This window comes from Aldersonia sp. NBC_00410, assembly GCF_026342035.1.
Classification (GTDB): domain Bacteria; phylum Actinomycetota; class Actinomycetes; order Mycobacteriales; family Mycobacteriaceae; genus Aldersonia.
In genome coordinates, this window is record NZ_JAPENM010000016.1 from 59,586 (window position 1) to 83,197 (window position 23,612).

At 68.2% G+C, this 23,612-nt stretch carries 25 protein-coding genes; 16 read left to right on the top strand and 9 right to left on the bottom strand.

Annotated features, from left to right (window positions below):
* Positions 1-17 precede the first annotated feature (17 nt).
* The gene (locus OG921_RS25700; RefSeq protein ID WP_266115378.1) at positions 18-1,334 is read left to right on the top strand and encodes a pitrilysin family protein; all 1,317 of its coding nucleotides are present in this window, start codon (positions 18-20) and stop codon (positions 1,332-1,334) included.
* A 112-nt stretch (positions 1,335-1,446) separates the two neighbouring features.
* On the opposite strand, the gene OG921_RS25705 is transcribed toward OG921_RS25700, so the two are convergent.
* Together OG921_RS25705 and OG921_RS25710 are read right to left on the bottom strand one after the other, a co-directional pair.
* On the bottom strand, positions 1,447-2,076 hold the full coding sequence (locus tag OG921_RS25705; RefSeq protein WP_266115379.1) for a hypothetical protein: 630 nt from the start codon (positions 2,074-2,076) through the stop codon (positions 1,447-1,449).
* A gap of 191 nt (positions 2,077-2,267) precedes the next feature.
* Entirely contained in the window at positions 2,268-3,815 is a 1,548-nt protein-coding gene (locus tag OG921_RS25710; RefSeq protein WP_266115380.1) for an MFS transporter, read from the bottom strand.
* Positions 3,816-4,018: 203 nt separating this feature from the next.
* On the opposite strand from OG921_RS25710, the gene OG921_RS25715 reads away from it, so the two are divergent.
* The 3 genes from OG921_RS25715 to OG921_RS25725 all read left to right on the top strand — a co-directional run bounded on the left by OG921_RS25715 (position 4,019) and on the right by OG921_RS25725 (position 7,558).
* Positions 4,019-4,678 (top strand): TetR family transcriptional regulator, encoded by a 660-nt coding sequence (locus OG921_RS25715; RefSeq protein ID WP_266115381.1) that lies wholly within the window; start codon positions 4,019-4,021, stop codon positions 4,676-4,678.
* Positions 4,675-5,784, top strand: coding sequence for an alcohol dehydrogenase catalytic domain-containing protein (locus tag OG921_RS25720; RefSeq protein WP_266115382.1), 1,110 nt, complete (start codon positions 4,675-4,677; stop codon positions 5,782-5,784). Before OG921_RS25715 ends, OG921_RS25720 begins: the two co-directional genes overlap by 4 nt.
* 130 nt (positions 5,785-5,914) lie before the next feature.
* Positions 5,915-7,558, top strand: coding sequence for an alkaline phosphatase D family protein (locus OG921_RS25725; RefSeq protein ID WP_266115383.1), 1,644 nt, complete (start codon positions 5,915-5,917; stop codon positions 7,556-7,558).
* Positions 7,559-7,580: 22 nt separating this feature from the next.
* Here OG921_RS25725 and OG921_RS25730 read toward each other — a convergent pair whose 3' ends face one another.
* Genes OG921_RS25730 through OG921_RS25740 form a run of 3 tightly spaced genes read right to left on the bottom strand, consistent with a single transcriptional unit; the run spans position 7,581 to position 9,180 of the window.
* Positions 7,581-7,844, bottom strand: a complete 264-nt coding sequence (locus tag OG921_RS25730) for a DUF6510 family protein (RefSeq protein ID WP_266115384.1) — start codon at positions 7,842-7,844, stop codon at positions 7,581-7,583.
* Positions 7,841-8,611: a ferredoxin reductase gene (locus tag OG921_RS25735; RefSeq protein ID WP_266115385.1), complete on the bottom strand. Its 771-nt coding sequence runs from the start codon at positions 8,609-8,611 to the stop codon at positions 7,841-7,843. The genes OG921_RS25730 and OG921_RS25735 overlap by 4 nt, the downstream gene beginning before the upstream one ends.
* On the bottom strand, positions 8,581-9,180 hold the full coding sequence (locus OG921_RS25740; RefSeq protein ID WP_266115386.1) for a molybdopterin-dependent oxidoreductase: 600 nt from the start codon (positions 9,178-9,180) through the stop codon (positions 8,581-8,583). The genes OG921_RS25735 and OG921_RS25740 overlap by 31 nt, the downstream gene beginning before the upstream one ends.
* Before the next feature lie 108 nt (positions 9,181-9,288).
* On the opposite strand from OG921_RS25740, the gene dapB reads away from it, so the two are divergent.
* From dapB to OG921_RS25765, 5 genes are read left to right on the top strand one after another with little or no spacing between them, the layout of a single operon-like run.
* The gene (dapB, locus tag OG921_RS25745; RefSeq protein WP_266115387.1) at positions 9,289-10,044 is read left to right on the top strand and encodes a 4-hydroxy-tetrahydrodipicolinate reductase; all 756 of its coding nucleotides are present in this window, start codon (positions 9,289-9,291) and stop codon (positions 10,042-10,044) included.
* Positions 10,041-10,508, top strand: a complete 468-nt coding sequence (locus tag OG921_RS25750) for a hypothetical protein (RefSeq protein WP_266115388.1) — start codon at positions 10,041-10,043, stop codon at positions 10,506-10,508. Before dapB ends, OG921_RS25750 begins: the two co-directional genes overlap by 4 nt.
* A gap of 2 nt (positions 10,509-10,510) precedes the next feature.
* The gene (locus OG921_RS25755; RefSeq protein WP_266115389.1) at positions 10,511-10,963 is read left to right on the top strand and encodes a flavodoxin family protein; all 453 of its coding nucleotides are present in this window, start codon (positions 10,511-10,513) and stop codon (positions 10,961-10,963) included.
* 11 nt (positions 10,964-10,974) lie between these two features.
* Positions 10,975-11,709 (top strand): hypothetical protein, encoded by a 735-nt coding sequence (locus tag OG921_RS25760; protein ID WP_266115390.1) that lies wholly within the window; start codon positions 10,975-10,977, stop codon positions 11,707-11,709.
* Positions 11,693-12,427: a hypothetical protein gene (locus tag OG921_RS25765; protein ID WP_266115391.1), complete on the top strand. Its 735-nt coding sequence runs from the start codon at positions 11,693-11,695 to the stop codon at positions 12,425-12,427. The genes OG921_RS25760 and OG921_RS25765 overlap by 17 nt, the downstream gene beginning before the upstream one ends.
* 294 nt (positions 12,428-12,721) lie before the next feature.
* Here OG921_RS25765 and OG921_RS25770 read toward each other — a convergent pair whose 3' ends face one another.
* The gene (locus tag OG921_RS25770; RefSeq protein ID WP_266115392.1) at positions 12,722-13,327 is read right to left on the bottom strand and encodes a TetR/AcrR family transcriptional regulator; all 606 of its coding nucleotides are present in this window, start codon (positions 13,325-13,327) and stop codon (positions 12,722-12,724) included.
* A gap of 76 nt (positions 13,328-13,403) precedes the next feature.
* On the opposite strand from OG921_RS25770, the gene OG921_RS25775 reads away from it, so the two are divergent.
* Together OG921_RS25775 and OG921_RS25780 are read left to right on the top strand one after the other, a co-directional pair.
* Positions 13,404-14,240 carry an alpha/beta fold hydrolase gene (locus OG921_RS25775; RefSeq protein WP_266115393.1) on the top strand — a complete coding sequence of 279 codons (837 nt, stop codon included), beginning with the start codon at positions 13,404-13,406 and terminating at the stop codon, positions 14,238-14,240.
* 65 nt (positions 14,241-14,305) lie between these two features.
* Positions 14,306-15,529, top strand: a complete 1,224-nt coding sequence (locus OG921_RS25780) for a winged helix-turn-helix domain-containing protein (RefSeq protein ID WP_266115394.1) — start codon at positions 14,306-14,308, stop codon at positions 15,527-15,529.
* A 1-nt stretch (position 15,530) separates the two neighbouring features.
* Here OG921_RS25780 and OG921_RS25785 read toward each other — a convergent pair whose 3' ends face one another.
* A complete protein-coding gene (locus OG921_RS25785; protein WP_266115395.1) occupies positions 15,531-15,968 on the bottom strand; it encodes an SRPBCC family protein in 438 nt (145 codons plus the stop codon).
* A 191-nt stretch (positions 15,969-16,159) separates the two neighbouring features.
* Here OG921_RS25785 and dapA point away from each other — a divergent pair, with 191 nt between their 5' ends.
* The 4 genes from dapA (at position 16,160) to OG921_RS25805 (ending at position 20,622) form a co-directional block, all read left to right on the top strand.
* Positions 16,160-17,050 (top strand): 4-hydroxy-tetrahydrodipicolinate synthase, encoded by an 891-nt coding sequence (dapA, locus tag OG921_RS25790; protein WP_266115396.1) that lies wholly within the window; start codon positions 16,160-16,162, stop codon positions 17,048-17,050.
* Positions 17,047-18,870, top strand: coding sequence for a ribonuclease J (locus tag OG921_RS25795; RefSeq protein ID WP_266115397.1), 1,824 nt, complete (start codon positions 17,047-17,049; stop codon positions 18,868-18,870). The genes dapA and OG921_RS25795 overlap by 4 nt, the downstream gene beginning before the upstream one ends.
* A gap of 118 nt (positions 18,871-18,988) precedes the next feature.
* Complete coding sequence (locus OG921_RS25800) at positions 18,989-19,360, top strand: YciI family protein (protein ID WP_266115398.1); 372 nt, start codon at positions 18,989-18,991, stop codon at positions 19,358-19,360.
* A gap of 23 nt (positions 19,361-19,383) precedes the next feature.
* Positions 19,384-20,622: an RNA polymerase sigma factor gene (locus OG921_RS25805; RefSeq protein ID WP_266115399.1), complete on the top strand. Its 1,239-nt coding sequence runs from the start codon at positions 19,384-19,386 to the stop codon at positions 20,620-20,622.
* Positions 20,623-20,639: 17 nt separating this feature from the next.
* Here OG921_RS25805 and OG921_RS25810 read toward each other — a convergent pair whose 3' ends face one another.
* Complete coding sequence (locus OG921_RS25810) at positions 20,640-21,425, bottom strand: sulfite exporter TauE/SafE family protein (RefSeq protein ID WP_266115400.1); 786 nt, start codon at positions 21,423-21,425, stop codon at positions 20,640-20,642.
* Positions 21,426-21,456: 31 nt separating this feature from the next.
* Positions 21,457-23,097: an alpha/beta fold hydrolase gene (locus tag OG921_RS25815; RefSeq protein ID WP_266115401.1), complete on the bottom strand. Its 1,641-nt coding sequence runs from the start codon at positions 23,095-23,097 to the stop codon at positions 21,457-21,459.
* Between the two features lie 76 nt (positions 23,098-23,173).
* On the opposite strand from OG921_RS25815, the gene OG921_RS25820 reads away from it, so the two are divergent.
* A partial coding sequence (locus OG921_RS25820; RefSeq protein WP_266115402.1) for a maleylpyruvate isomerase family mycothiol-dependent enzyme occupies positions 23,174-23,612 on the top strand: 439 nt, incomplete at its 3' end.

A 23,612-nucleotide genomic window follows, 5' to 3' on the forward strand; every position in this document is an offset into this window, starting at 1 on the left:
GTATCGTTTCCCCTCCGATGACCTCCTCCAATACCGCCACCAGCCCCGATTCTGGGGTCCAGCGCACCGTACTGCCCGGCGGGCTGCGCATCGTCACCGAACACGTGCCGGGCGTGCGCTCTGCGTCGGTCGGCGTGTGGGTCGGTGTCGGGTCACGGGACGAGGGCCGCACGGTGGCCGGCGCCGCGCATTTCCTCGAACACCTGCTGTTCAAGTCGACCCCGACCCGTAGTGCGCTCGACATCGCCGAACTCGTCGACTCGGTCGGCGGCGAACTCAATGCGTTCACGGCAAAAGAGCACACCTGCTTCTACGCGCATGTGCTCGACGATCACCTCTCGCTCGCTGTCGACCTCGTCGCCGACGTGGTGCTGCGTGGGCAGTGCCGCACCGCCGACGTCGATGTCGAGCGGCAGGTGGTGCTCGAGGAGATGGCGATGCGCGACGACGATCCCGAGGATCTGGTCGGTGACGAGTTCCTCGGCGCGCTGTTCGGCGACCATCCGCTCGGCCGGCCGATCATCGGCAGCAACGACTCGATCGAGTCGATGTCGCGGAACCAGTTGCGTTCCTTCCACGTTCGCCGCTATACACCGGACCGAATGGTGGTGGCGGTGGCCGGCAACGTCGACCACGCGCACACCGTCGAGGTGGTCCGCCGTGCCTTCACCGATCGGCTGACGGATGGGGTCGGTCCCGCGCCGCGCCGGGAGGGTCGGTTCGGCGCGAACGGTTCGGGTCCGCGACTGCACCTGCTCGGCCGGGACAGCGAACAGGTGCATCTGGTCTTCGGTATGCGCGCCCATGGCAGGCACGAGGGAGATCGGCGCTGGCCATTGTCCGTGCTCAATACGGCGCTCGGTGGCGGGCTGAGTTCGCGGTTGTTCCAGCAGATCCGGGAAGAACGCGGCCTCGCGTACTCGGTGTACTCGAGCGTGGACACCTTCGCCGACACCGGCGCGCTGTCGGTGTACGCCGGTTGCCATCCGGAGAGCCTCGGCGATGTCGCGCGGCTGGCCCGCGAGGTGCTCGCCGATGTGGCCGCCAACGGGCTCACCGACGCGGAGGTCGCGCGAGCGAAGGGTTCGCTGCGCGGCGGCCTGGTGCTGGGACTGGAGGACTCCGGCTCGCGGATGCACCGGATCGGCCGTAGTGAACTGAATTACGGCAATCACCGCAGCATCTCCGAGACGCTCACCAGCATCGGCGCGGTGACCACCGCTCAGGTGAACGCGGTCGCCGCGGACGTGCTGCGTCGGCCGGCTGCGGCAGCGGTCGTCGGACCGTACCGGCGTAAGCGTGACCTGCCTGCGGCGGTACGCGGCATTGTGTGACGGCTGACCCGCCCTCCAGACGTGCGCCGAAACGCGCAGCAGCGGTTGTCACGCATTGCTGCGTGGCAACCGCCGCTGAGGTCAATGGGCGTTCGGCCGCTGGCCGAACCGCTTAACGGAACAGGCTGGGGAGCAGGTCGGCCGAGCCGGTGCTCGGAGTGCTGGGGTTGCAGCCGGTCACCGTCACGGTGTGCCACGCGCGGTCGCCGAGCCACTCCGGCTTCTCGTCCGGGGTCTGCCCGTTGTTCCCGGGAGGGCCCAGCACGATGCGGTAGTCGACCTTGTGGGTGTTGGCGTCCGGGTTCGGCAGCGCCGGGTTCCAGGACGCGTTGATGTTCTTCAGGTCCTGGACGTAGGTCGCGAGGACCGGGTCACGGTCGGAGACCATCGTGCGGTTGTCCACGGTGTTCTCGGGCACCTCGTCGGGCCACGTCGGCGACGCGGCCTTCGACGCCATGTTCGGGGTGCCGGTGCGCCAGACGTCGAAGCCGACACCGATGTCGCGACCTGCTTCGTCGTCGATGCGCCAGTCGATGGTGTACGTGGTGACGTTGGTGCTGTTCAAGATGTTGAACTCGGCCTTACAACCACCCTTGTCGGTGGCCCAGAACTGCACCGGGCCGGTGCGCTGGCCGTTGTCCACTGCGGCGCCGGCGGGCGCCTGGGCCAGTCCGAGGATCGCGCCGGCCGCCACGACGGTAGCAGCGGAGATCCGGACCGACCTGTTGATGCTCGTTTTCACTGTGTTGGCCTTTGCATGCGGGAGAGAGTTTGTTAAGTGTGTGTTATCCACATCACAAACGCAATGAAAACGTTACAACGGTCACACGTCCAGTTGGCTCGGCGAAGCGCCGCAATTTGCGACCACGCATTCACGCCCCGCGCATGCAGACGGCATACGCGAGGCGTGAATCGGTGTGCGGCGATCGGTGACTAGGCCGCGACATGCACCGCGTTCTGCGTCTCGTCACCCATGTCCGAGGCGCGCAGCCGGATCGTCAGCAGGGTCACGATCAGCGCGATGACGAAGAACCCGGCGCCCCAGTAGAACGCGACGTCGTAGCCGTGAATGCTCGCGGCCGTGAAGCCCGCCGGGTCGACCGGAACCGGGTTGCCGGTGGCGGCATCGATCGTCGTCTCGCTTCCCGGATGACGGGCGAGGACCTGCGCGAAGATCGTGCTGAGCAATGCCAATCCGACCGCGCCGCCCACCTGCTGGGCGGTGTTGAGCAGCGCGCTCGCGACGCCCGAGTCGTGTTCCTTGATGCGGTGCAGAGCGACGGACTGCATCGACACGAACACCAGGCCCATGCCGCCGGCGATGAGGATCTCGGCCGGCAGCACGTCGACCAGCCAGGTGCTGCTCGGATCGAGTTGGGCGAGGTAGAGCAGGCCCGCGACGCCGATCGACGTGCCCACGATCATCGGCAGGCGTGGTCCGATGCGAGGCAACAGTGAACTCGCGATACCGGCCGCCACGATGATCGCACCGGGGAACGGCAGGAAGACGACACCTGCCTTCAGCGGCGAGTAACCCAGCGTGTTCTGGAAGTAGTAGCTGAGGAACATGAACATCGCGAACATCGGAATCGGCACGATCAACGCCACCAGGAACGCCCCGCCCCGGTTGATTTCTCCCGGAATATGCAGTGGCAGTAGTGGATTGGCTGTCCGATCCTCGATCACGACGAACGCCACGAGTAGTGCGGCCGCAGCGACGAACAATACGATCGTCGAGGTTGCGCCCCAGCCCGCCTCGGCTGCCCGCGTGAACCCGTAGACCAGCGCGATCAGTCCGGCGGTGACGGTGACCGCGCCGGGTAGGTCGTAGCTGCTTTCCCGTGGCGTCGGGATGTCCCGCAGCACCAGGATCAGGGCGCCGACCGCGGCGATGATCGCGATCGGGGTGTTGACCAGTAGGGTCCAGCGCCAGGAGAAGAACTCGGTGAGCGCGCCGCCCGCGATGAGTCCGATCGCGGCACCGCCCGCGGACACCGCGGCGTACACCGCGAACGCGCGGGCGCGTTCCTTCTGCTGAACGAAGGTGACCGTGATCAGCGACAGCGCTGCGGGAGCAAGGACGGCGGCGAATGCGCCCTGCAGGGCGCGGCCGGCGAAGAACGACGGTGCGTTCCAGGCCAGCCCGGCGAGAGCGGACGACACGGCGAAGCCGGCGAGTCCGATCAGGAACATGCGGCGGCGGCCCAGGTAATCGGCCAACCGGCCGCCGAGCAGCAGCAGGCCACCGAAGATCAGGGTGTAGGCGTTGAGCGCCCATTGCCGATTGGCATCGGAAATGTCCAGGTCGGCCTGGGCAAACGGCAGGGCGATGGTGATGATCGTGGCGTCGAGCACCACCATCAGCTGGGCGAGCGCGATGACGCCGAGCGCCCACCAGCGGCGGGACGAGCGTTCGATCACGATGTCGTCGTCGGCAGATTCGGCCGGTGGACGAGGTGGTAAAAGGTCGGTTTCCGACACGATGGTTCCCCTCGGTTTCGGAAGGTTGTGGCGCGGCGGCGGGTCTTCGATGATCCGCCGTCTTCGTCGCGAACACTTAAATAGTGGCAGAGTCAGACAGAAGTCGTCAACTGACAATTGCTATTCGGCGACAATTGTCCGGATATGTCGATTCTGCTGTCCGTGTTGACGCCGGCGGACTATCATCGCGAATTATGGGTTGTGTGACGGAACACCTCGGCTTGCGTGAGCGCAAGAAGCTGCAGACGCGCGCCGCGTTGATCGACGCCGCGCTCGAACTGTGCGATAAGCAGGGGTTCGATGCCACGACCGTCGACGAGATCGCTGCCGCGGTCGATATCTCGCCGCGCACGTTCAATCGCTACTTCGCCACCAAGGAAGAGGTCGTCCTCGGCCCGATTGAGGACATGGTGACCGCCGTGGTCGGCGCGCTGGATGATCAGCCGTGCACCGGGAACGAGATCGAGGCGCTGTGCAAGGCGCATATGCAGGTATTTCAGGACGCGCAGAGTCAACAGCCGCCCTCACCCCTGTTCGATCGATTCATGGTGATGAACCGGATCATCGCCACGGCGCCCTCGGTCCGCGCGCGCAGCGTCGAGATGGGTGAGTGGAAGCTGAATTCGGTGCGGCACAAGGTGGCCGAGCGGATGGAGCTGGACGAGTCCGACCTGCGCGTGCGGGTCGTGATGTCCACCTGGTCGGGTCTGATGCACGTCGCGATGGACCAGTGGCAGAGCGCCCAGGACGACGACCGCCCGCCGATGGTGTGCTGCGCGAGCGCGATCGCGAACACCTACGAAACTTTCCAGGGGATCCTGCCGCCGCAGGCGGTCCAAGAAGCCGTCCCCGCGGCGCAGTGACGGCGATTCGCGGCGCCGTTCTCGAAGAGATCGGCCGGCCCGGCCCCTACGCGTCGTCGACGCCGATCTCGGTGTGCGAGTTGGAGTTGGCCGGTCCGTGTGCGGGTGAGTTGCTGATCCGGATCGAAGCCGCCGGGCTGTGTCACTCCGACCTTTCGGTGGTCGACGGCAACCGGACTCGGCCGGTGCCGATGCTGCTCGGTCACGAGGCGGCCGGCCGGGTGGAAAGGGTCGGCCCGAATGTGGCCGATGTCAGCGTGGGCGAGCGGGTGGTGATGACCTTCCTGCCCCGCTGCGGCGAGTGCGACGCGTGCCGCACCAACGGCAGGCTGCCGTGCGTGCCGGGCAGTGTCGCCAACAACGAAGGTCGACTGCTCGGCGGCGGGCGCCGGCTGCAACGCGGCGACGAAACGGTGCACCACCACCTCGGCGTGTCCGGCTTCGCAACCCACGCCGTGGTGGATCGCCGCTCGGTGGTGCCGGTACCCGACGACGTGCCGCCCGAGGTCGCCGCCGTCCTGGGTTGCGCGGTGCTCACCGGCGGCGGCGCGGTACTCAACGCGGTGTCGCCCGGGCCCGGTGACTCGATCATGGTGGTCGGTCTCGGCGGGGTCGGCATGGCGGCGGTGCTGACGGCGCTCTCACTGGGGCACGGCGAAGTGATCGGCGTGGACGGTGTGCCGACGAAGCTGGACACGGCTCGCGAACTCGGTGCGACACAGGTGTATTCGCCCACCGAGGTCGCCGAGCGCGGCATTCGGGCGAATATCGTGGTCGAGGCGGCCGGCAACTCCCGCGCCTTCGAGGCGGCGGTCGCCGCTACCGCGCCGGGCGGCACCACCGTCACCGTCGGGTTGCCCGCGCCCGAGGCCCGCGCGCAGATCGCGCCGCTGCGCCTCGTCGCCGAGGCGCGCACCATCGTCGGCAGCTACCTCGGCTCCGCGGTACCGGCACGTGACATCCCGCGCTACGCCCAGCTGTGGCGCGAGGGGCGGCTTCCGGTGGAGAAGCTGATCTCCGCGCGGATCGGACTCGACGACATCAACGCCGGGATGGACGAACTCGCCGCCGGGCGGGCGATCCGGCAGGTCATCGTCTTCGATTGAGATCACGGTCGGGTGAGCCGTTCGCGCTGTCCCTGCCGTGGCGGGCGGCTACCTTCGATCTCATGGTCCTACCGAGCACCGCGTCCGACCCAACGAGGCGCGCCGGCGCCGGCGAATCCGCGAGCCACTGATGCCCGATCTCGTGCTCGGACCGCTGCTGCGCCACGTCGGCGAAACCGACGCCACCGTGTGGGTGGAGACCGCGCAACCGTGCACGGTCGAGGTGCTCGAGCACAAGGAGCACACCTGGACAGCCGGCGGGCATCACTACGCGCTGCTGGTAATCGAGGGTCTGGAACCCGGTTCGGATTCCGAGTACGAGGTTCGCCTCGACGGGGAACTCGTCTGGCCCGAACCAGACGCAACACACCCGTCGGTCATTCGGACCCTGCGCGGCGACGGCAGTCTCGCGCTGGCATTCGGCTCCTGCCGGTTCGCCACCACCTCGACCGCGGAAGATCCGCATCTCGGGATCGATGCGCTGGAGAACTACGCCAAGCGGATGCGGCGGCAGCCGACCGCGCAATGGCCGGACGCCCTGCTGCTGCTCGGCGATCAGATCTACGCCGACGAACTGTCCGCGCCGATGCGAGACCGGATCGCGCAACACCACGACCTCGACGAACCGCCCGGCGCGCAAGTACGCAATTTCGAGGAGTACACCTGGCTCTACGCCGAGTCCTGGTGTGAGCCCGACGTGCGGTGGCTGCTGTCCACCGTCCCGACGTCGATGATCTTCGACGACCACGACGTGCGCGACGACTGGAACACGTCCGCGTCCTGGCGCGACGAGCAGGAGGCGAGCGACTGGTGGGAGGAGCGCATCGTCGGCGCCTTGGCCTCGTACTGGATCTACCAGCATCTGGGCAATCTGGCACCGGCAGATCTCGCCGCGAACGAGCTGTACCAGCGGGTGCGTACCCACGACGGCGACGTTGGAACACTGTTGCGCCGCTTCGCCTCCGAGGCCGACGAGGAGGCCGACGGTGCAAAGGGGGCGCGCTGGTCCTATCGCCGCGATCTCGGTCCGGCCCGGCTGCTCGTGATCGACTCGCGATGTGGACGGGTCCTCGCCGACGGCCGCCGATCCATGGTGTCCGAGCCCGAGTTCGACTGGATCGTGCAGCAGACCGAAGGCGACTACGACCACCTGCTCGTCGGCACGTCGTTGCCGTGGCTGCTACCGCGCGCCCTGCACGACGTCGAGTCGTGGGACGAGCGGCTGGCCTCGGGTGCCCGCGGCGCGCGGCCGGCCAGGTGGGCCGAAAAGCTGCGCCGTGCAGCCGATCTCGAACATTGGGCGGCGTTCCGGGACTCGTTCGACCGGCTGGCGCGGTTGTTCGGCGAGGTCGGCGGTGGCCACCGCACCGGCGAGCGGGGCCGGCCGCCCGCGACCATCTGCGTGCTGTCGGGCGATGTGCACCACGCCTACGTGGCGGAGGCGACGTACGCGCATCCGATGACGTCGCGGGTGTACCAGCTGACCTGCTCGCCGCTGCACAATTTCGTGCCGTCGGCGATGAAGGTAGCGTTCCGGATCTCGTGGAGTCGCGCCGCCGAGCGTGCGACACGGTTCCTGCTCGGCAGGGTGTCGAAGGTGCCCCCGATGATCATCGACTGGCATGCGAGTTCCGGTCCGTACTTCGGCAACCAGGTCGGCACGCTTCGACTCGCGGGCCGGTCGGCGCAGGTGACCTTCGAGCGGGCGAGGCCCTCCGGTTCGACCGAGTTCGACACCGTCGCAGCCATGTCGCTTGCGGCAGAGGGAGACTGAGGTCGGTCAGTCGGGGGGTCGGTCAGTCGGGGAGGTCGATCTGCAGGTAACTGACGCCACGTAGGTCGAGCCAGGCGCGGCCGGGTGCGCGCACCACCCTCGCTACCACGGCAGTGCATTCCCGGCAACGCACCACCACGCCCGGCGCGGTGTCGTACACCACGGCGCGGGCGAGTTCTCCTGTGCTACCACAGGAGTCACAGCGCGCAGTCGCTGCGGTCATGTCACGACCGAACAATTCCCGGAGCAGCCCGGCGATCGAATTCCCGTCCAGTGGGGTGGTCATGGCGGTCCTCCCGTTGGTCCGAAACGTTCCGTCTTGATGTCGTCGGCCGAGTGACCAAGCGTGATCAGCAGGTTCGCTGCCGCTTCGACGAAACCGTTGGGGCCGCAGACGAACACCTGCGGTGCGCGATCGGGGCCGAAGTCCGGGTCGGACAGGTCGTCGGCGATGATCCGCTCGGGTGGGCGTGGGTACCCGGGCGGGATCTTGCGGGTGTACACGCGGTGCACGCTCACTCCGGCGGCGGAAAGCGCACGGTCGTCGGCGTACATCTCCTCGATCGGGCTGCGCATCGAGTACACCAGCCGGAAAGGCGCCGTTGCGTCACGGGTGGCTCGCGTCCGCAGCATTGCGGCGAGCGGCACCACGCCGCTGCCGCCACCGACAAGCAGCACTGGCCGCGGATCGTCGGGATGCCAGACGAACCAGCCGCCGAGCGGGCCACGCAACTCGATCTGGTCACCGACCTCGAGCACATCCGTGAGGTAGGTGGACACCTCACCGTCGGGCAGTCGGTCGACGGTCAGCTCGATGGGTGATGTGGCCTCGTCCTCGGACGCGATCTCGGACGCCGAGGAGATCGAGTAGGACCGCTGCGCGCTGTAACCGTCCTCGGCGGTGAGCCTGATGTCGACGTGCTGGCCGGCGAGGTGCCCGGTCCAGCCCGGCACGTCGAGGACGAGCGTGCGCGCCGTTGCGGACTCCCGGCGCACCGCCGACACCGTCGCGACCTGCCAGCTCAGTCGGCCCAATACCGCTGCTCGCGCCATGGATCTCCGTAGTTGTGATAGCCCAGCTGTTCCCAGAATCCGGGTTCGTCATCGTTGCGCAGTTCGATTCCGCGCACCCATTTCGCGGATTTCCAGAGGTACAGGTGCGGCACCAGCAGCCGGGCCGGGCCGCCGTGCTCGGGGTGCAACTCGGCGCCGTCGTATTCGAAGGCGATCCACGCCTTGCCGTCGGTGAGGTCCTCGAGCGGCAGGTTCGTGGTGTAGCCGCCGTAGGAGGACACCAGCGCGAACTCCGCCGACGTGTCGACATGCTCGAGCAGGGTATCGATCGACACGCCGCGCCAGGCGGTGCCGAACTTGGACCACTTCGTGACGCAGTGCAGGTCCACGGTGATGTCCTCGGCGGGTAGTCGACGGAACCCGAGCCAGTCCCACGAGCGCGAGCTGCCGTCTTCGGAGGTGAGGCCGAAACGCCAGGAGTCCAAGTGGATTTGCGGTGTCGGACCCGCCGAGAGCACGGGGAAGTCGGTGGTGAGGTACTGGCCGGGCGGCAGGGCCGGATCATCGACCCTGGCCCGACCGCGGAAGCCGCGCGAAACGATGCCCATGAATGCTCCTGGAGTGATCTTGCTCGGAATGTACCCCGCGGTGCTTATTTGCGCGTGCCGGTCGGTCAGTAGGCTTGCGCAGCAGGAATCGCTACAGATGGAGGACACGTGACCACGACGCCAATCCGGGTCGGAGTGCTCGGCGCGCGGGGCAAGGTCGGCGCCGCGATCTGCGCGGCAGTGCAGGCCGCCGACGATCTGGAACTCGTCGCGTCCGTCGACCAGGGCGATGCGATCGCGACCTTCGTCGAGACCAACACCGAGGTCGTCGTCGACTTCACCCGTCCCGACGTGGTGATGGACAACCTGAACTTCTTGGTGCGCAACGGCATCCACGCCGTGGTCGGCACCACCGGGTTCGACGACGAGCGGTTGGCGCAGGTGCGCGAGTGGGTCGACGCGAGCCCGGGGACCGGTGTGCTGATCGCGCCGAACTTCGCGATCGGGGCGGTGCTGTCCATGCGGTTCGCCGAACAGGCTGCGCGGTTCTTCGACTCGGTCGAGGTGATCGAGTTGCATCACCCGAACAAGGTCGACGCGCCGTCCGGAACTGCCTACCGCACCGCGGCGCTGATCGCGCAAGCGCGCGCGAAGGCCGGCGTCGGTGCGAGCCCGGACGCCACCACCACCGAACTCGACGGTGCGCGCGGATCCGACGTGGACGGCGTGCGCGTGCACTCGGTCCGGCTCGCCGGCCTCGTGGCGCATCAGGAAGTGCTGCTCGGTACCCAGGGCGAGACGCTGACCATCCGGCACGACTCCATCGACCGTTCCTCGTTCGCGCCCGGCGTGCTACTCGGTGTCCGAGAGATCCGGTCCCGGCCGGGCCTGACCGTCGGTCTCGACCCGCTGTTGGATCTGTGAGCCGTCAGTTCGCCGTCCCGGTCGCCGTCACGGCGGCGTTTGTCGTCGCGCTGCTGTTCTACTTCGTGCTGATCGGCCGCGCCGCGATCGAGCTGATCCAGGACGGTCGCGTCGTCTCGGTCGTGCTCGGCATCGCAATTTTGATCTTGCCGCTGGTCGGCGTTTGGATCGTCTACGCGACCCTGCGGGCCGGACTCGACCACCAGCGGCTCGCACGCCGGATCGGCGAGGAGGGTCTCGACCTCGACGTGTCCGAGCTGCCGAAGAGGCCGTCCGGCCGGGTCGATCGCGCCGCCGCCGACGAGCTGTTCGCGCAGGTGAAGGCCGAATGGGAAACCGACCCGGACAACTGGCGCAGCTCGTATCGGCTCGCGCGCGCCTACGACTACGCCGGTGACCGCGGCCGCGCGCGGGACACAATGCGCCGCGCCGTGCGCCTGGAAAAGCTCGAGCGGAGCACCTGACCATGTCGACGCTGCTGATCGTGCACCACACCCCGTCGCCGCACTGCCAGGAGATGTTCGAGGCGGTGGTCGCCGGGGCGACCGATCCCGAGATCGAGGGCGTGGACGTGGTCCGGCGCGCGGCGCTCGCCGTGACGCCGACCGACATGCTCGAGGCGGACGGCTACGTGCTCGGCACCCCGGCCAATCTCGGCTACATGAGCGGTGCCCTCAAACACGCCTTCGATACGTGCTACTACCCGTGCCTGGACTCGACCGGCGGGCGGCCGTTCGGGCTCTATTTGCACGGCAACCAGGGGACTGAGGGCGCCGAGCGCGGCGTCGACGCGATAACGACCGGGCTCGGCTGGGTGCGCGCGGCGGCGACGGTGATCGTGTCGGGCAAGCCGAGCAAGGACGAGCTCGAGGCGTGCTGGGAACTCGGTGCGACGGTCGCGGCGCAGCTGATGGAGTGAGGAGACTAAACGTGACGAACGACGGCGCTGCTGCAGTGCCGGAGCTACCCGGCGAACAATTCCTACGGGTTGGGCTCACCGGGCCGCTCGCGGCGTGGGTGTCCGATCTGGAGTCGATTGCGCGTGACCTCAACTTCGCGCGGGAGTGCGCTCACGGCTACGCCACGCGGCTCGGCGCGAACAACGAACTCGCCGATCCCCTGATCGCGCAGGCCCTCTGGAACGCGGGATCCATCGCCTACCGGCGCGCCTTCAATTCCGGGCGTGGACACATCGAGAACAACGCCAGCCGCCCCAGGCTCGCCGACAAGCTGGTGAACCTGCTCACCGATGAGCAGACCCGGGCGCACGAACAGGTCTACGAGATGGCGAATCAACACATCGCTCACCGCGTCGGCGATCACGAGGGCGCGACGGTGGTGGCTTTCCTCAACCCGCCGCCCCACGCCCGCGCGATTGCCGGAGTCGGGACGCTCGGCGCGCACATGATCGGCCCCGAGCGCACAGTGGCGGAGCGGCTGATCGACGTCTGCGGCGTGTTCCTGGAGGCACTCGCTGCCGAAGGGCAGCGCTGCATGACGGCCATCCGCGAAGACCTCGATGGAAACGCCGACCTCGACGCGATGTACGCCCGCGCCGCCGAAATTGCAGCGGCGGAAGGCGCAGTGCCCGTGCCCAATCCAGGACCGAGCGACCAACGACCGCTAGCGGCTGGGAGATGGGCACAGCATGTCCGACAACAATGACGGCTCGGCCATCATACGGGCGGCTCCCGCAGAGGCCGTCTCCGCGGTTTTCGCCGCAACGGTGTCCGTCCGGGGCTACATGGCGAATCACCACCTGTGGTGGGCGCAGCGCCAAGCGACGATCTGCGCTGAGCGTGAGGCCGCGTTGGTGGCGAAGGGGGACAACAACATCGACTTCGAGCACCGAATGCTTGCGGTGGGGGCGGTGATGGCCGCGGTGGCGTTCCTCGAGGCCCACGTCAACGAGCTGTTCCAGGACGCCGCCGAGTCACCGCCGGGCGGCGGCACCTACCGCACCCAAGGGCTGAGCGACGACGCCATCACGCTGATGCGCGAGCTGTGGAGCGGTGACGTCCGCGCGCCGGTGCTCGACAAGTACCAGCGGGCCCTCGTGTACGTGCGACAGTCCAAGCTTGCGCCCGACGCCGAGCCGTACCGAAGCGCCGACAACCTGATGAAACTGCGAAACGCCCTCGTGCACTTCGTGCCCGAGACGCAGCAGAGCGACGCGGAGCACAAGCTCACGAAGCGGCTGATGAGCAGCAAGGCTTTCGTGATGAACCGGCAGGCGGTGGGTTCGCCGGCCTTTCCGAATAAGGTGATCGCCGCCGGGTGCGCGCGTTGGGCCTGTGACTCTGCGATGGCGCTGGTGGACGAGTGGCAGCAGCGGATGGGTCTGGAGGCCGACTACCGAACCTACCTCTCGGGCATGGCGTAGCCGCAACGAACCTTGACGGCTTCCAGCCTAAACCCGCAGTTCGGCCACGTTTCGGTCTCGTGGCGCGAGTCGCGTGCACCCTCAGTTACGAGCCTCTCCGGCATGACGGCGCCGTCGATTGCGTCGACCCGAGGGATCGCTCGATGGAGAGCGGAGCGCGACTGTCGCCGCGCAGTAGATGGGATAGCCGCGACCCGGCACACACCCCCACTCGCCAGTACACAGCCGCGATCGCGAGCGTGTCGCGATGAACGGGGGTGTGCGGCGGTCGGATCGATGTCGGTGCGCCTTGGCTCAGGGATCAGCGGGTCCGGCGTCCCCCGCCGCTTCTGCGAGCGTGGCACGCACGACGTCGTGAATAGCCTGCCCGGCGATGGTGATCGGTTCGGTGGAGCGCAGCGTGCGGCACAGCACGAATGCCCCCTCCAGCGCAGTCAGCGTGATCGTCGCCAACCGGCGGCACTGCTCCTCGGCGATGTCGAGCCGACCGAACCACGCCGTGAGCTGCACGAGCCAGGATTCAAACACCGTCGCGGCCTCGTGGCGGAGCCGTTCGTTGGTGCTGGCCACCTCGAGGGCGATGGTCTCGATGGAGCAGGCCTCGCTGTAGTCCTGCGATTCCAGTAGCTTGCCCGCGTTCTCGAACAGAGCCGGGATGCCGCTGCGTGGGTCGGTGTCTGCGAGTTGCGCGCCGACGAGCCGGCCGTAGCGGATCCCTTCGCTGCGAATGACCTCGACGCTGATCGACTCCTTACCGCCGGGAAAGTGATGGTAGATGGAGCCGAATGGTGCCCGTGCCGCGCTCGAGATCTGCTTGAGCCCGGTAGCCGACATGCCCTGGCGCCGATAGAGCTCCGCCGTCGCGTCCAGGATTCGGTCTCGGGTTCCGGGCTCTGCCATGACATCTCCTTCTTGCGGGCCGTTCCTGCAGCAGCTTAGTCTTGGCCTCGGTAGAACGATCTATCTAGGAGCCGATATGCAGACACTGAACGTGCCGGCAGGGCCCATTGCCTACGAAGACACCGGCGGTGACGGACCCGTCATGGTTTTCGGCCACGGCCTGCTGATGGATGGTCGGCAGTGGCGCAAAGTGATCCCCCTGCTGCCCGAATACCGCTGCATCACACCAACTCTTCCGCTGGGCGCCCACACGGCGCCGATGAACGAGGATGCGGATCTGACCGAGACCGGCGTGGCGCGCATTCTCGCCGACTTCCTCGATGCGCTCGACGTGGACGACGTCACGCTTGTGCTCAACGACTGGGGCGGCGGGCAGTTCGTGATCTCCGAAGCCCGCGACGATCGCGTCGGCCGACTCGTGCTCGCGTCCTGCACAGCGTTCGACAACTATCCACCCAAGCCCGCCCGCCCCGCCGCGCTGCTGTGCAGATTGCCCGGCGGCGGTTGGATCCTGACCAGGATGTTCGGGACGCGCTTCTTTCGCCGCAGCACGCGGGCCTATGGCGCCATGAGTAGGTCGGGGCTGCCCGATGCGCTCTACGACGAGTGGTTTCGCCCCGCCGTCGAGAACGCCGCGATACGCCGCGATCTGGTCAAGTTCGCCGTTGGCGCTCCCTCGCGGCGCCGGCTGCTCGAGTTGTCCGACCAGCTGCGCGCCTTCACGCGACCGGTGCTCGTCGTGTGGGCGCGGGAGGATCGGATGATGCCGCTCGCGCACGCGGACCGGCTGACCGAGCTGTATCCGGACGCGACCAAGGTGGTCATCGACGACTCCTGGACCCTCATCCCGGAGGACCAACCCGAGGCGATGGCAGCAGCGCTGCGGAAGTTCGTACCGGTCTCGATTTCCTGACGTGGGCGCACCGCCGACTGTGTCCGGCGTGCTTGACTGTCGGTGCGCCATGGCAGGCTCGACTCATGCGGGAGATGAGCATTGCCGCGGCACGCCGTACTGCGCTGGCCGCGCAGGGGTTCGCTGCCCCGCGAGCGACCGGCCCGGCGAACCGGGCCCGGGTGCTCAAGGTTCTCGACCGCACCCAGCTGCTGCAGATCGACTCGGTGTCGGCGGTGGTGCGCGCCCAGTACGCGCCCGTGTTCAGCCGGATCGGCGCCTACGACCGGGCGTTGCTCGACGAGGCGGCGTGGCGCGACTCTGCCCGTAAGCCACGCAAATTGGTGGAGTACTGGGCGCACGAGGCGGCGCTGATCCCGGTCGACGATTGGCCACTCATGCGGTGGCGGATGCGCCGCTACGAACACGGCCGCTGGGCGGGAATGCGCCGGGTCGTCGAACGCAATCCGACGCTGGGCCGCGACATTCTGGACGTGATCACCGAGGCCGGGCCGTGCACCGCCGGTGACGTCGAGCGGCACCTCGAAATCGAGCGGCCCAAACGCAACGGCTCCTGGTGGAACCTGAGCGATACCAAGGTGATTTGTGAGCAACTCTTCGCGGCCGGCGAGCTGACGGTGCCGACGCGGGTCGGCTTCACACGGCACTACGACCGCGCCGACCGGGTGTTGCCCGCCGACGTGTGGTCGCGTGCGGTCGCCGAGCCGGACGCGATCCGGGAACTCGTCGCCAAGGCGTCCACTGCGCTCGGCGTGGCGACCGAGGCAGACCTGCGCGACTACTACCGGCTCGCCCGCGACCAGACCGCGCCCGCGATCGCGGACCTCGTCGAAGCCGGTGCCCTCGAACCGGTCTCGGTGCGCGGCTGGACCCAGCCCGCCTACCTCGCAGCGGGGGCCCGCACCCCGCGTCGCATCACGGCGGCAGCGTTGTTGTGCCCCTTCGATCCCGTCGTGTTCTTCCGCGCCCGCACGGAGCGGCTGTTCGATTTCCACTTCCGTATCGAGATCTACACGCCGGAGGCAAAGCGGATACACGGCTACTACGTGTTCCCGTTCCTGCTCGACGGCGAACTGGTGGCGCGGGTGGACCTGCGCGCCGACCGTGCGGGCAGCCGGCTGATCGTGCCGGGCGCGTTCGCCGAACCGGGCCGCGGCAGCGAGGTGGCACCCGCGCTCGCGGGCGCGCTTCGCGAAATGGCGGACTGGCTCGAACTCGACGACGTGGTGGTGGGGGAGCGCGGCGACCTGGCGGCCGAGCTGGCCCGAGCGGTCACCGTCCGCGTCTGAGTTACTTCAGGCCCTCGACGTACTTCTTCAGATCCTTCGAACCCGTGTCGAGGGCGGTACCGACGACCTTCTTGAACAGGAATCCGGGCATCTTGATCTTCGGTTCGAGTTCGAGCTCGAACAGCACCTTGGTGCCCTTGCCGCCGGCCGAGAGCGTGTAGCTGCCGATCTGCAGCTTCTGCGCGCTGCTCTCCAGCAGTGTCCAACTCGCCCGCCGGTCACCGTCCCAGGCGTACTCGACGAGTTGATGATCGGTGATGCCGACGACGGTCACTTCGGCGCGCACCAACTTCGGCCGCCCGTCCTCGTAGCGCGACTCGACGGTGGCGTTCTTGTACGGCCCAGCCCAGTTCGGTAGTTCCTCCACTGCCGCCACCGCGGCCATCACCGTCGCCGGGTCCGCCGCGATCTCGAATTCCTTGCTGCCCTTGACCGACATTCGGTCCTCATTTCTCGTCATCGGCGGGAGTTGCGAGTGCGAAATCGGTCACACGATAACCGAATCGTAAGGGCGTGCTCCTCGATGATCGTGGAGGTCGGCAGCGCCTACCGATTGCACGCGCTATTTGCCGGGTTCAAATACGGGTTCGACGTGCAGTGACGCATGGCGAAGCGGGTAGCCTTCTGGCCATGACATCTGCGGTTGCTGCGTCGGGCGCAATCGGCGTTGCGATGGTGACGCCCTTCTCGGCGGACGGGAAGCTGGACATCGACACGGGAGTCCGGCTGGCCGGGCATCTCGTGGATGGCGGCTGCGACCTGCTGGTTGTCGCCGGGACGACCGGCGAGTCACCGACCACGACACCGGAAGAGAAGGCGGAACTACTGCGCGCGGTCGTCGAAGCGGTCGGGGACCGGGCGACCATCGTCGCCGGCGCCGGTACCTACGACACCGCGGAAAGCGTGGAACTCGCGCGGCAGGCGGAAAGCGCGGGCGCGCACGGTCTGCTCGTCGTCACGCCGTACTACTCGCGTCCGCCGCAGGCGGGGTTGCTCGCACACTTCACCACGGTCGCGGACGCCACCGGCTTGCCCGTCACGTTGTACGACATCCCGCCACGCTCGGTCGTTCCGATCATGCCGGACACGCTGCGCAGGCTCGCCGAGCATCCGCGCATTGTCGCCGTCAAGGACGCCAAGGGGGACCTCAACGCGGGTGCCGATCTGATCGCCTCGACCGACCTTGTCTACTACTCCGGCGACGATCCGCTGAACCTGCCCTGGCTCTCCGTCGGTGCGGTCGGCTTCATCAGCGTCATCGGGCACCTCGCGCCCGGGCGATTGCGAGACCTGCACGCGGCGTACCGATCCGGTGACGTGGACCGTGCGCGGCAGATCAACTACAGCCTCATCCCGTTGACGAAGGCGATGAGCGGGCTCGGCGGCGTCGCCGCAATGAAGGCAGCACTTCGCCTGCAGGGCATCGACGTTGGCGAGCCGCGGCTGCCGCAACTGATGCCGACCACCGAGCAGATCGATCTGCTCGCCGCGGACATGCACACTGCGGGGGTGCTTGCATGACGCGACCGGGTCGATCGAAGGGCCGCGCCACCCGCAATGCCGGACCACCGGCACAGCCCGAAAAGCGGTCGGGAGGTCGTCCGGTGGCACAGACCTCGGCGGCGCAGCAGCGTCCCGATTCCCGGAACAAGGCAACCGACCCGCACGACCGGCTCGGCACCCCGCCCAAGGCGCCCAAGCACGGCCTGCGGGTGGTCGCGCTCGGTGGTATCGGCGAGATCGGCCGAAACATGACCGTTTTCGAGCATCGGGGCAAGATCCTCGTGGTCGACTGCGGTGTCCTGTTTCCCGAGGATCAGCAGCCCGGCGTCGACCTGATCCTGCCCGACTTCCGGCATATCGAAGCTCGGATGGCCGACGTGGAGGCCATCGTGCTGACCCACGGGCACGAGGATCACATCGGCGCTGTGCCGTTCCTGCTGCGGCTGCGCCCGGACGTTCCGGTGATCGGGTCGAAGTTCACGCTGGCCCTGGTCGCCGCGAAATGCCGTGAGCACCATCAGCGGCCGAAATTGGTCGAGGTCGTCGAGGGCCAGCGCACGGTGCATGGGCCGTTCGAGTGCGAGTACTTCGCGGTCAACCACTCCATCCCGGACGCGATCGCGGTGGCGATTCGGACATCGGCCGGGGTCGTCCTGCACACCGGTGACATCAAGCTCGACCAGTTGCCGCTCGATGGGCGGCTCACCGACCTCGCCGGTTTCTCCCGGCTCGGCGACGAGGGCGTCGACCTGTTCCTGGTCGACTCCACCAACGCCGAGGTGCCCGGGTTCGTCACCCCCGAACGTGAGATCGGCGGTGTGCTCGACACCGTGATCGGCAAGGCCAAGGCCCGCGTGATCGTGGCGTCGTTCGCCAGCCATGTGCACCGCATCCAGCAGGTGGTCGATGTGGCGCAGCGCTACAACCGCCGGGTGTGCTTCGTGGGCCGCTCGATGGTGCGCAACATGGGCATCGCCCAGGAACTCGGCTACCTGAAACTGCCCGAGGGTGTCGAGGTGGACCTCGACACCGCCGCGAGCCTGCCCAACGACCGGCTGGTGCTCATCTCCACCGGGTCGCAGGGCGAGCCGCTTTCGGCGCTGTCGCGGATGGCGCGCGGCGAGCACCGGCAGATCAACATCCACCCCGACGACCTCGTGGTGCTTGCTTCGTCGCTGATCCCGGGCAACGAGAACTCCGTCTTCGCCGTCGTGAACGGGCTTGCCCGGCTCGGCGCGACCGTCGTGACCCAGCAGAACGCCAAGGTGCACGTCTCCGGGCACGCCTCGGCGGGCGAACTGCTCTATCTCTACAACGCGGTGCGGCCCACGAACGCGATGCCGGTGCACGGCGAATGGCGGCACCTGCGCGCCAACGCGGCGCTTGCCGTCGCGACCGGGGTCCCCGAGGAGCGGGTTGTGCTCGCCGAGGACGGCGTCGTCGTCGACATGGTCGATGGCCTCGCCTCGATCGTCGGACGCGTCCCGGTCGGCCACGTGTACGTGGACGGCAACTCGGTCGGCGATGTCGGCGAGTCGACGCTCTCGGACCGGTTGGTCCTCGGCGAAGGCGGCTTCATCTCGATCACCGTCGTGGTGGACGAGTCGACCGGCCGCGCCGTGTCGACGCCGGAGGTGAACGGCCGCGGCTTCTCCGACGATCCGGCGGCGCTCAAGGAGGCCGCGAAACTCGTCGAGGCCGAACTGCTTCGCCTCGCGGGTGAGGGAATCACCGATACGCACCGGATCGCGCAGGGCGTGCGTCGCATCGTGGGCCGGTGGGTGGCGGACAAGTACCGTCGCCGCCCGATGATCGTGCCCACGGTCATCGGCGTCTGAGGACCGCGCGCCTACTCCGAACCAGACGTCTCGGGACGGTGATGTCGAGCAACCGCGTGGTGCTCCGTACTCGGGGTAGTGGCGCCGCCGGGGCCACAACGGCTGAATGGAGACGACCATGAAGTACCTGCTGATCATGCAGATCGACCGCGAGATTCTCGAGTCTTTGAACCAGGAGGAAATGACCGCGATCCAGAAGGGGCACGGCGCCTTCATGGACGAGGTCAAAGCGTCCGGTGAGTTCATCGGAACCCAGGCCCTCGCCGATCTCGGCCAGGGCGCACTGATCCGGTTCGAGGACGGCGCGCAGCAGGTGATCACCGACGGCCCCTATGCGGAGGCAACGGAGTTCATGGGCGGCTACTACATGGTGGATGTCGCATCCAAGGAGCGGGCGATCGAACTCGCGCAAAGCATTCCGGATGCGTCGATCCCCGGCCTCGCTGTGGAGGTGCGGCCGATCATGTTCGAGGCGGGGTTCGACTTCTGAACCCGAGGACACCCGTCGAGGACGTGCTGCGCGAGTCCGCGCCGCGCGTCCTCGGTGCCTTGTTGCGTCGATATCCCCAGCAGTTCGATGACTGCGAGGAGGCGGTGCAGGAGGCGCTGATCGCGGCGGCCGCGACGTGGGCCACCGCCGGCGTCCCGCCGACAGGGCCCGACGCCGGCGTCCCGCCGGACCCGGTCGGCTGGCTCGTGACCACTGCGCACCGCAGGCTCGTGGACGGGTGGCGTTCCGCGACAGCGCGCCGACGCCGCGAGGTCGCCGCCGCGGTCGCCCACCCGCGGGACGTATTGCTCAGCCCGGCCGCGGATTTGGTGGCCGACCCCGACACGGACGACGTGCTCAACCTGATGGTGTTGTGTTGTCACCCGGCGCTCACCGTGCCGTCGCAGGTCGCGCTCACCCTCCGTGCGGTCGGCGGTCTGCGTACCGTGCAGATCGCGCGCTCGTTCGTTGTCCCGGAATCCACGATGGCGCAACGGATCAGCCGGGCCAAGGCGACTGTGCGCAAGGCCGGTGCCACGTTCGCGGCGCCGAGTGCCGACGAACTGCCCGCGCGCCTGCGGTCGGTGCTCGCAGTTCTCTACCTGATCTTCACCGAGGGCCACACAGCCACCGACGGCGACCTGCTCCGGGATCCCGAGCTGACCTCCGAGGCGATCCGCCTGACGCGGATCCTGCACCTGCTGCTCCCGCACGAGCGCGAAGTCGCCGGTGCACTGGCGTTGATGCTGCTCACCGAGGCGCGGAGCCCGGCCCGGGTGGATGGCGATGGTGCGATCGTGCCCCTCGACGAGCAAAACCGCTCGCTATGGGACCGTGCCCTCATCGCCGAAGGCGTCGAGATCGTCACTCGGACGCTGGCGGGGTCGCCGGGCGGCCCGTACCAATTTCAGGCGGCGATTGCGGCGCTGCACGCGGAGGCGCCGTCCACCGACGAGACCGACTGGCGCCAGATTCTTGCCCTCTACAAAGTCCTCGACCGGGTCGCGCCGAACCCGTCCGTGACGATCAATCGTGCCGTTGCGACGGCGATGGTGCGCGGCCCGCGGGCGGGTCTCGATCTGCTCGATGACGCCTCCGTCGCCAATCATCCGCGGGCGGAGATGGTGCGTGCGCACCTGTACGAGCGCCTGGGAGAGACCGATGAGGCGCGAGTCCGCTACCTCGCCGCGGCGCAACAGACCCTCAGCCGCGCGGAGCAGGCACATCTCCGGCGCCGCGCCGCGTCGCTCGGTAGGCGATGACCGCAGCGTCGGCAACCTCAGGTCGTCGCGAGGAGCCGCCAGAGGCCGATCAGGCCGACCGCGACGATCACCGCGCGCAGCGCACCGGGGGACAGGCGCCGACCGTATTTGGCGCCCACTGTGCCGCCGATCAGTGACCCCAGCGCGATGAGTCCGGCGGCGGCCCAGCTGATCCGGTCGAACGCGACGATGGTGTATGCCAGCGCGGCGACGATGTTGACCAGCAGCGAGAGCAGATTCTTCGCCGCGTTCATCCGCTGCATCGATTCGGGCAGTAAGGCGCCCATCATGCCGATCAGCAGGATGCCCTGTGCCGCCGTGAAGTAGCCGCCGTAGATGCCGACGGCGAAGGTCCCGGCCACCAGCGCGGCCATCCGGCCGGTGCTCACTTCATCGGCGGAGCGGCCCTGTGCCTCGGCGCGCTGGCGGGCCCAGCTCTGGATGCGCGGTCCGGCGACGACCAGGGCGAGGGCGCCGATCAGTAGCACCGGCACCACCTGGGTGAACACCTTCTCCGGCAGGTGCAGCAGTAGCCATGCGCCGATCCCGGCGCCGGCGAGCGACGCGGGGATCTGCCAGCGCAGTCGATCCCACTGCCCGCGCAGCTCGCGGCGGTAACCCCACGTCCCGGTCACGCCGCCGGCGACGAGTCCGACGGCGTTGGACATCGTCGCGGTGACCGGTGGGTAGCCGAGCGCAACGAGTGTCGGGAAGGTGATGAGCGTGCCGGAGCCGACGACCGCGTTGATCGCGCCTGCCCCGAAACCGGCCAGCGCGATCACGATCATGTGGGTCACGGACACTCGGGAACCCTATGCGGCGCCGTGCGCCGGGTCAGGACGCGGGGCAGTGCGGTACCTCTGCTGCACCGGCGAAGCGCGCCTCGGTCCAGGTGAACAGGTCACCCATGGCCGGCGAGTCGTCGGCGACAAGACCTACGTGGTCGCGTCCCGGGTAGCTTCGGTAATCGAGATTCCAGCCGTCGGCGCAGCGCGCGGCCACGTAGCGAGCTTGCATGGTGGGGTCGACCACCGTGTCGGACGAGCCTTGGGCGAGAAATACCGGTGCTGCCAGCCGCCCGACCGGCGAGTTCTCCGCCAGCCGGGCGCCGAACGCGCCCGTTGTCGGATCACGTTGGAAGACCGTGAAATCGCCCTGGGCGAACAGCCCGGACAGGATCGAGACCAGGGTGCTCGGCGCGTCGAGGCAGCGTTGCGTCGCGTCCCGAAGGAGCGTCCGTGCGGCGGGTCGTACGTAGCTGTCGAAGTGGACGTCCGGGTAGATCCGGCTGTAGGCGGCGACGATGTAGGCGGCGAGGAGACCGCCGGAGTGCCCGGTGGCAAACGACGCGATGTCGGTCCCCGGTGCGAGCGCCGCGACGCCGACAATGTGGGAATCGGGTGCGTAGGTTGGGGCGAGCAGGCCGGACCACAGGGCGGCGTGACCTCCCTGCGAGTGGCCCCACACCACGGTTTCGTCGCTGAGTTCCAGGTCGGTGAGCTGATGTGCCGCGCGCACCGAGTCGAGCACCGAGCGTGCCTCCCCCGGCCCGATCAGATACGGATGTGTTCCTGCTGTGCCGAGGCCGGAGTAGTCCGTCGCAACTACGGCCCAGCCCCGGTCGAGCACCTCCTGCTGGGCGGGCATCACGCCGGATGCCAACGGATCGTCGAGCAGGCTCGGCGCGCACTGGCGCGCGAACCCGGTCGTGCCGTGCGCCCACGCGAGCAAGGGGCGCGGACCCGCCGGAGCATTTGTGGCAACCGCGACGATGCCACTGGCCAGGGCGGGTTCTCCGTCGTCGCCAGTAGTGGTGTACAGGATTCGCCACGCGCGCGTGGATTCGGTGACTCCGCCCGTGATCGGCTCGCTGCGCAACAACTGCCCGGGCTCCGTTGGCGGGGTGCCCGGAGCGGAATAGAAGTCATCGACGGTTGGTGCCCCGACGGGCAAGTGCACCGCGAGGCCCGCAGCGGCGACTGCGACGATCAGCGCAAGGAGCGCGGCGAGTACCCGCGCGCCACGAATGAGTGCGCCTCGCTGCCTCGGCCGCTCGTCGGTGTCGACTTGGCGGAGGCCTGCCCAGACCTGGTTGAGGCCCAGGAAGAGGAGCCGGATCCCGAGCAGTAGGGCGACAATGAGCACCATCACCTCGGGCCAGTGCCACGTCAGCACGGCGACGACCAGTTCGGCGAGACCGAACAATCCGGTCGCCGCACGCTCGTCGGGTGTACCGCCCCGCGCGGCGCGCACAAGGCGGATCAGCCCGCTCGCAGCGAGCGCCACAGCGACGACGGGGGCGGATCGTTCGATCCCGAGCCCGGCCACGGTGAGCGAGGTGAACGGGAGGCTCACCAACCAGAGCCCCACGGCTACGCACGCGAGCCCCACGACGATCGCCGCCCAGCGCGGCGGGTTGCGCAGCCACGCGGTCGCGAGAGTGGCTTGTCGACGAAACGTCGTGGCGAGCGGCACTGGGCGAGTATCGCAACCTGGTATCCGGACTGTCTGCATGCGCCGGAATTGCGGGCGCACAGTAGCGTGTGGCTGCATGAGTCTGGCGCGCAGTGAGCGCATCGCCCTTGTCGCGACGATGACCGAAGTCGGCCCCGATGCGCCGACGTTGTGTGATGGGTGGACCGCGCGCGATCTCGCGGCCCACCTGATTACTCGGGAGCGTCGCCCGGATACCGGACCCGGCATTCTCATTCCCGCATTCGCCGGCTACACCGACAAGGTGCGTCGCAAGGCGGCCGAGCAGCCGTGGACCGAGCTGCTCGACAGGCCTGCTCGATCCACCATCGGTCGCCGCTGCGACGCCCAGTTCGGCGGTGGTACGTCCGGGGTGTTCGTCGTTATCCACGGCGGAGCGTGCCGCGGCGCGGCGCCGACAAGAACCTGCACTCGGTCACGCCGACGGTATGACCTCTGGTCGTGCCGTGGATGGCGGAGACGGCTGCAGGCGCGGTCACGCTGGTGTTGGAGTCGCT

Excerpts from the sequence above, each read along its gene's own strand:
- OG921_RS25800 (WP_266115398.1), top strand. The coding sequence starts at position 18,989 with ATGAAGTACCTGCTGATCATGCAGATCGACCGCGAGATTCTCGAGTCT.
- OG921_RS25775 (WP_266115393.1), top strand. The coding sequence starts at position 13,404 with ATGCAGACACTGAACGTGCCGGCAGGGCCCATTGCCTACGAAGACACC.
- dapA (WP_266115396.1), top strand. The coding sequence starts at position 16,160 with ATGACATCTGCGGTTGCTGCGTCGGGCGCAATCGGCGTTGCGATGGTG.
- OG921_RS25740 (WP_266115386.1), bottom strand. The coding sequence starts at position 9,180 with ATGGGCATCGTTTCGCGCGGCTTCCGCGGTCGGGCCAGGGTCGATGAT.
- OG921_RS25755 (WP_266115389.1), top strand. The coding sequence starts at position 10,511 with ATGTCGACGCTGCTGATCGTGCACCACACCCCGTCGCCGCACTGCCAG.
- OG921_RS25725 (WP_266115383.1), top strand. The coding sequence starts at position 5,915 with ATGCCCGATCTCGTGCTCGGACCGCTGCTGCGCCACGTCGGCGAAACC.
- OG921_RS25730 (WP_266115384.1), bottom strand. The coding sequence starts at position 7,844 with ATGACCACCCCACTGGACGGGAATTCGATCGCCGGGCTGCTCCGGGAA.
- OG921_RS25735 (WP_266115385.1), bottom strand. The coding sequence starts at position 8,611 with ATGGCGCGAGCAGCGGTATTGGGCCGACTGAGCTGGCAGGTCGCGACG.
- OG921_RS25795 (WP_266115397.1), top strand. The coding sequence starts at position 17,047 with ATGACGCGACCGGGTCGATCGAAGGGCCGCGCCACCCGCAATGCCGGA.
- OG921_RS25785 (WP_266115395.1), bottom strand. The coding sequence starts at position 15,968 with ATGTCGGTCAAGGGCAGCAAGGAATTCGAGATCGCGGCGGACCCGGCG.
- OG921_RS25700 (WP_266115378.1), top strand. The coding sequence starts at position 18 with ATGACCTCCTCCAATACCGCCACCAGCCCCGATTCTGGGGTCCAGCGC.
- OG921_RS25770 (WP_266115392.1), bottom strand. The coding sequence starts at position 13,327 with ATGGCAGAGCCCGGAACCCGAGACCGAATCCTGGACGCGACGGCGGAG.
- OG921_RS25780 (WP_266115394.1), top strand. The coding sequence starts at position 14,306 with ATGCGGGAGATGAGCATTGCCGCGGCACGCCGTACTGCGCTGGCCGCG.
- OG921_RS25765 (WP_266115391.1), top strand. The coding sequence starts at position 11,693 with ATGTCCGACAACAATGACGGCTCGGCCATCATACGGGCGGCTCCCGCA.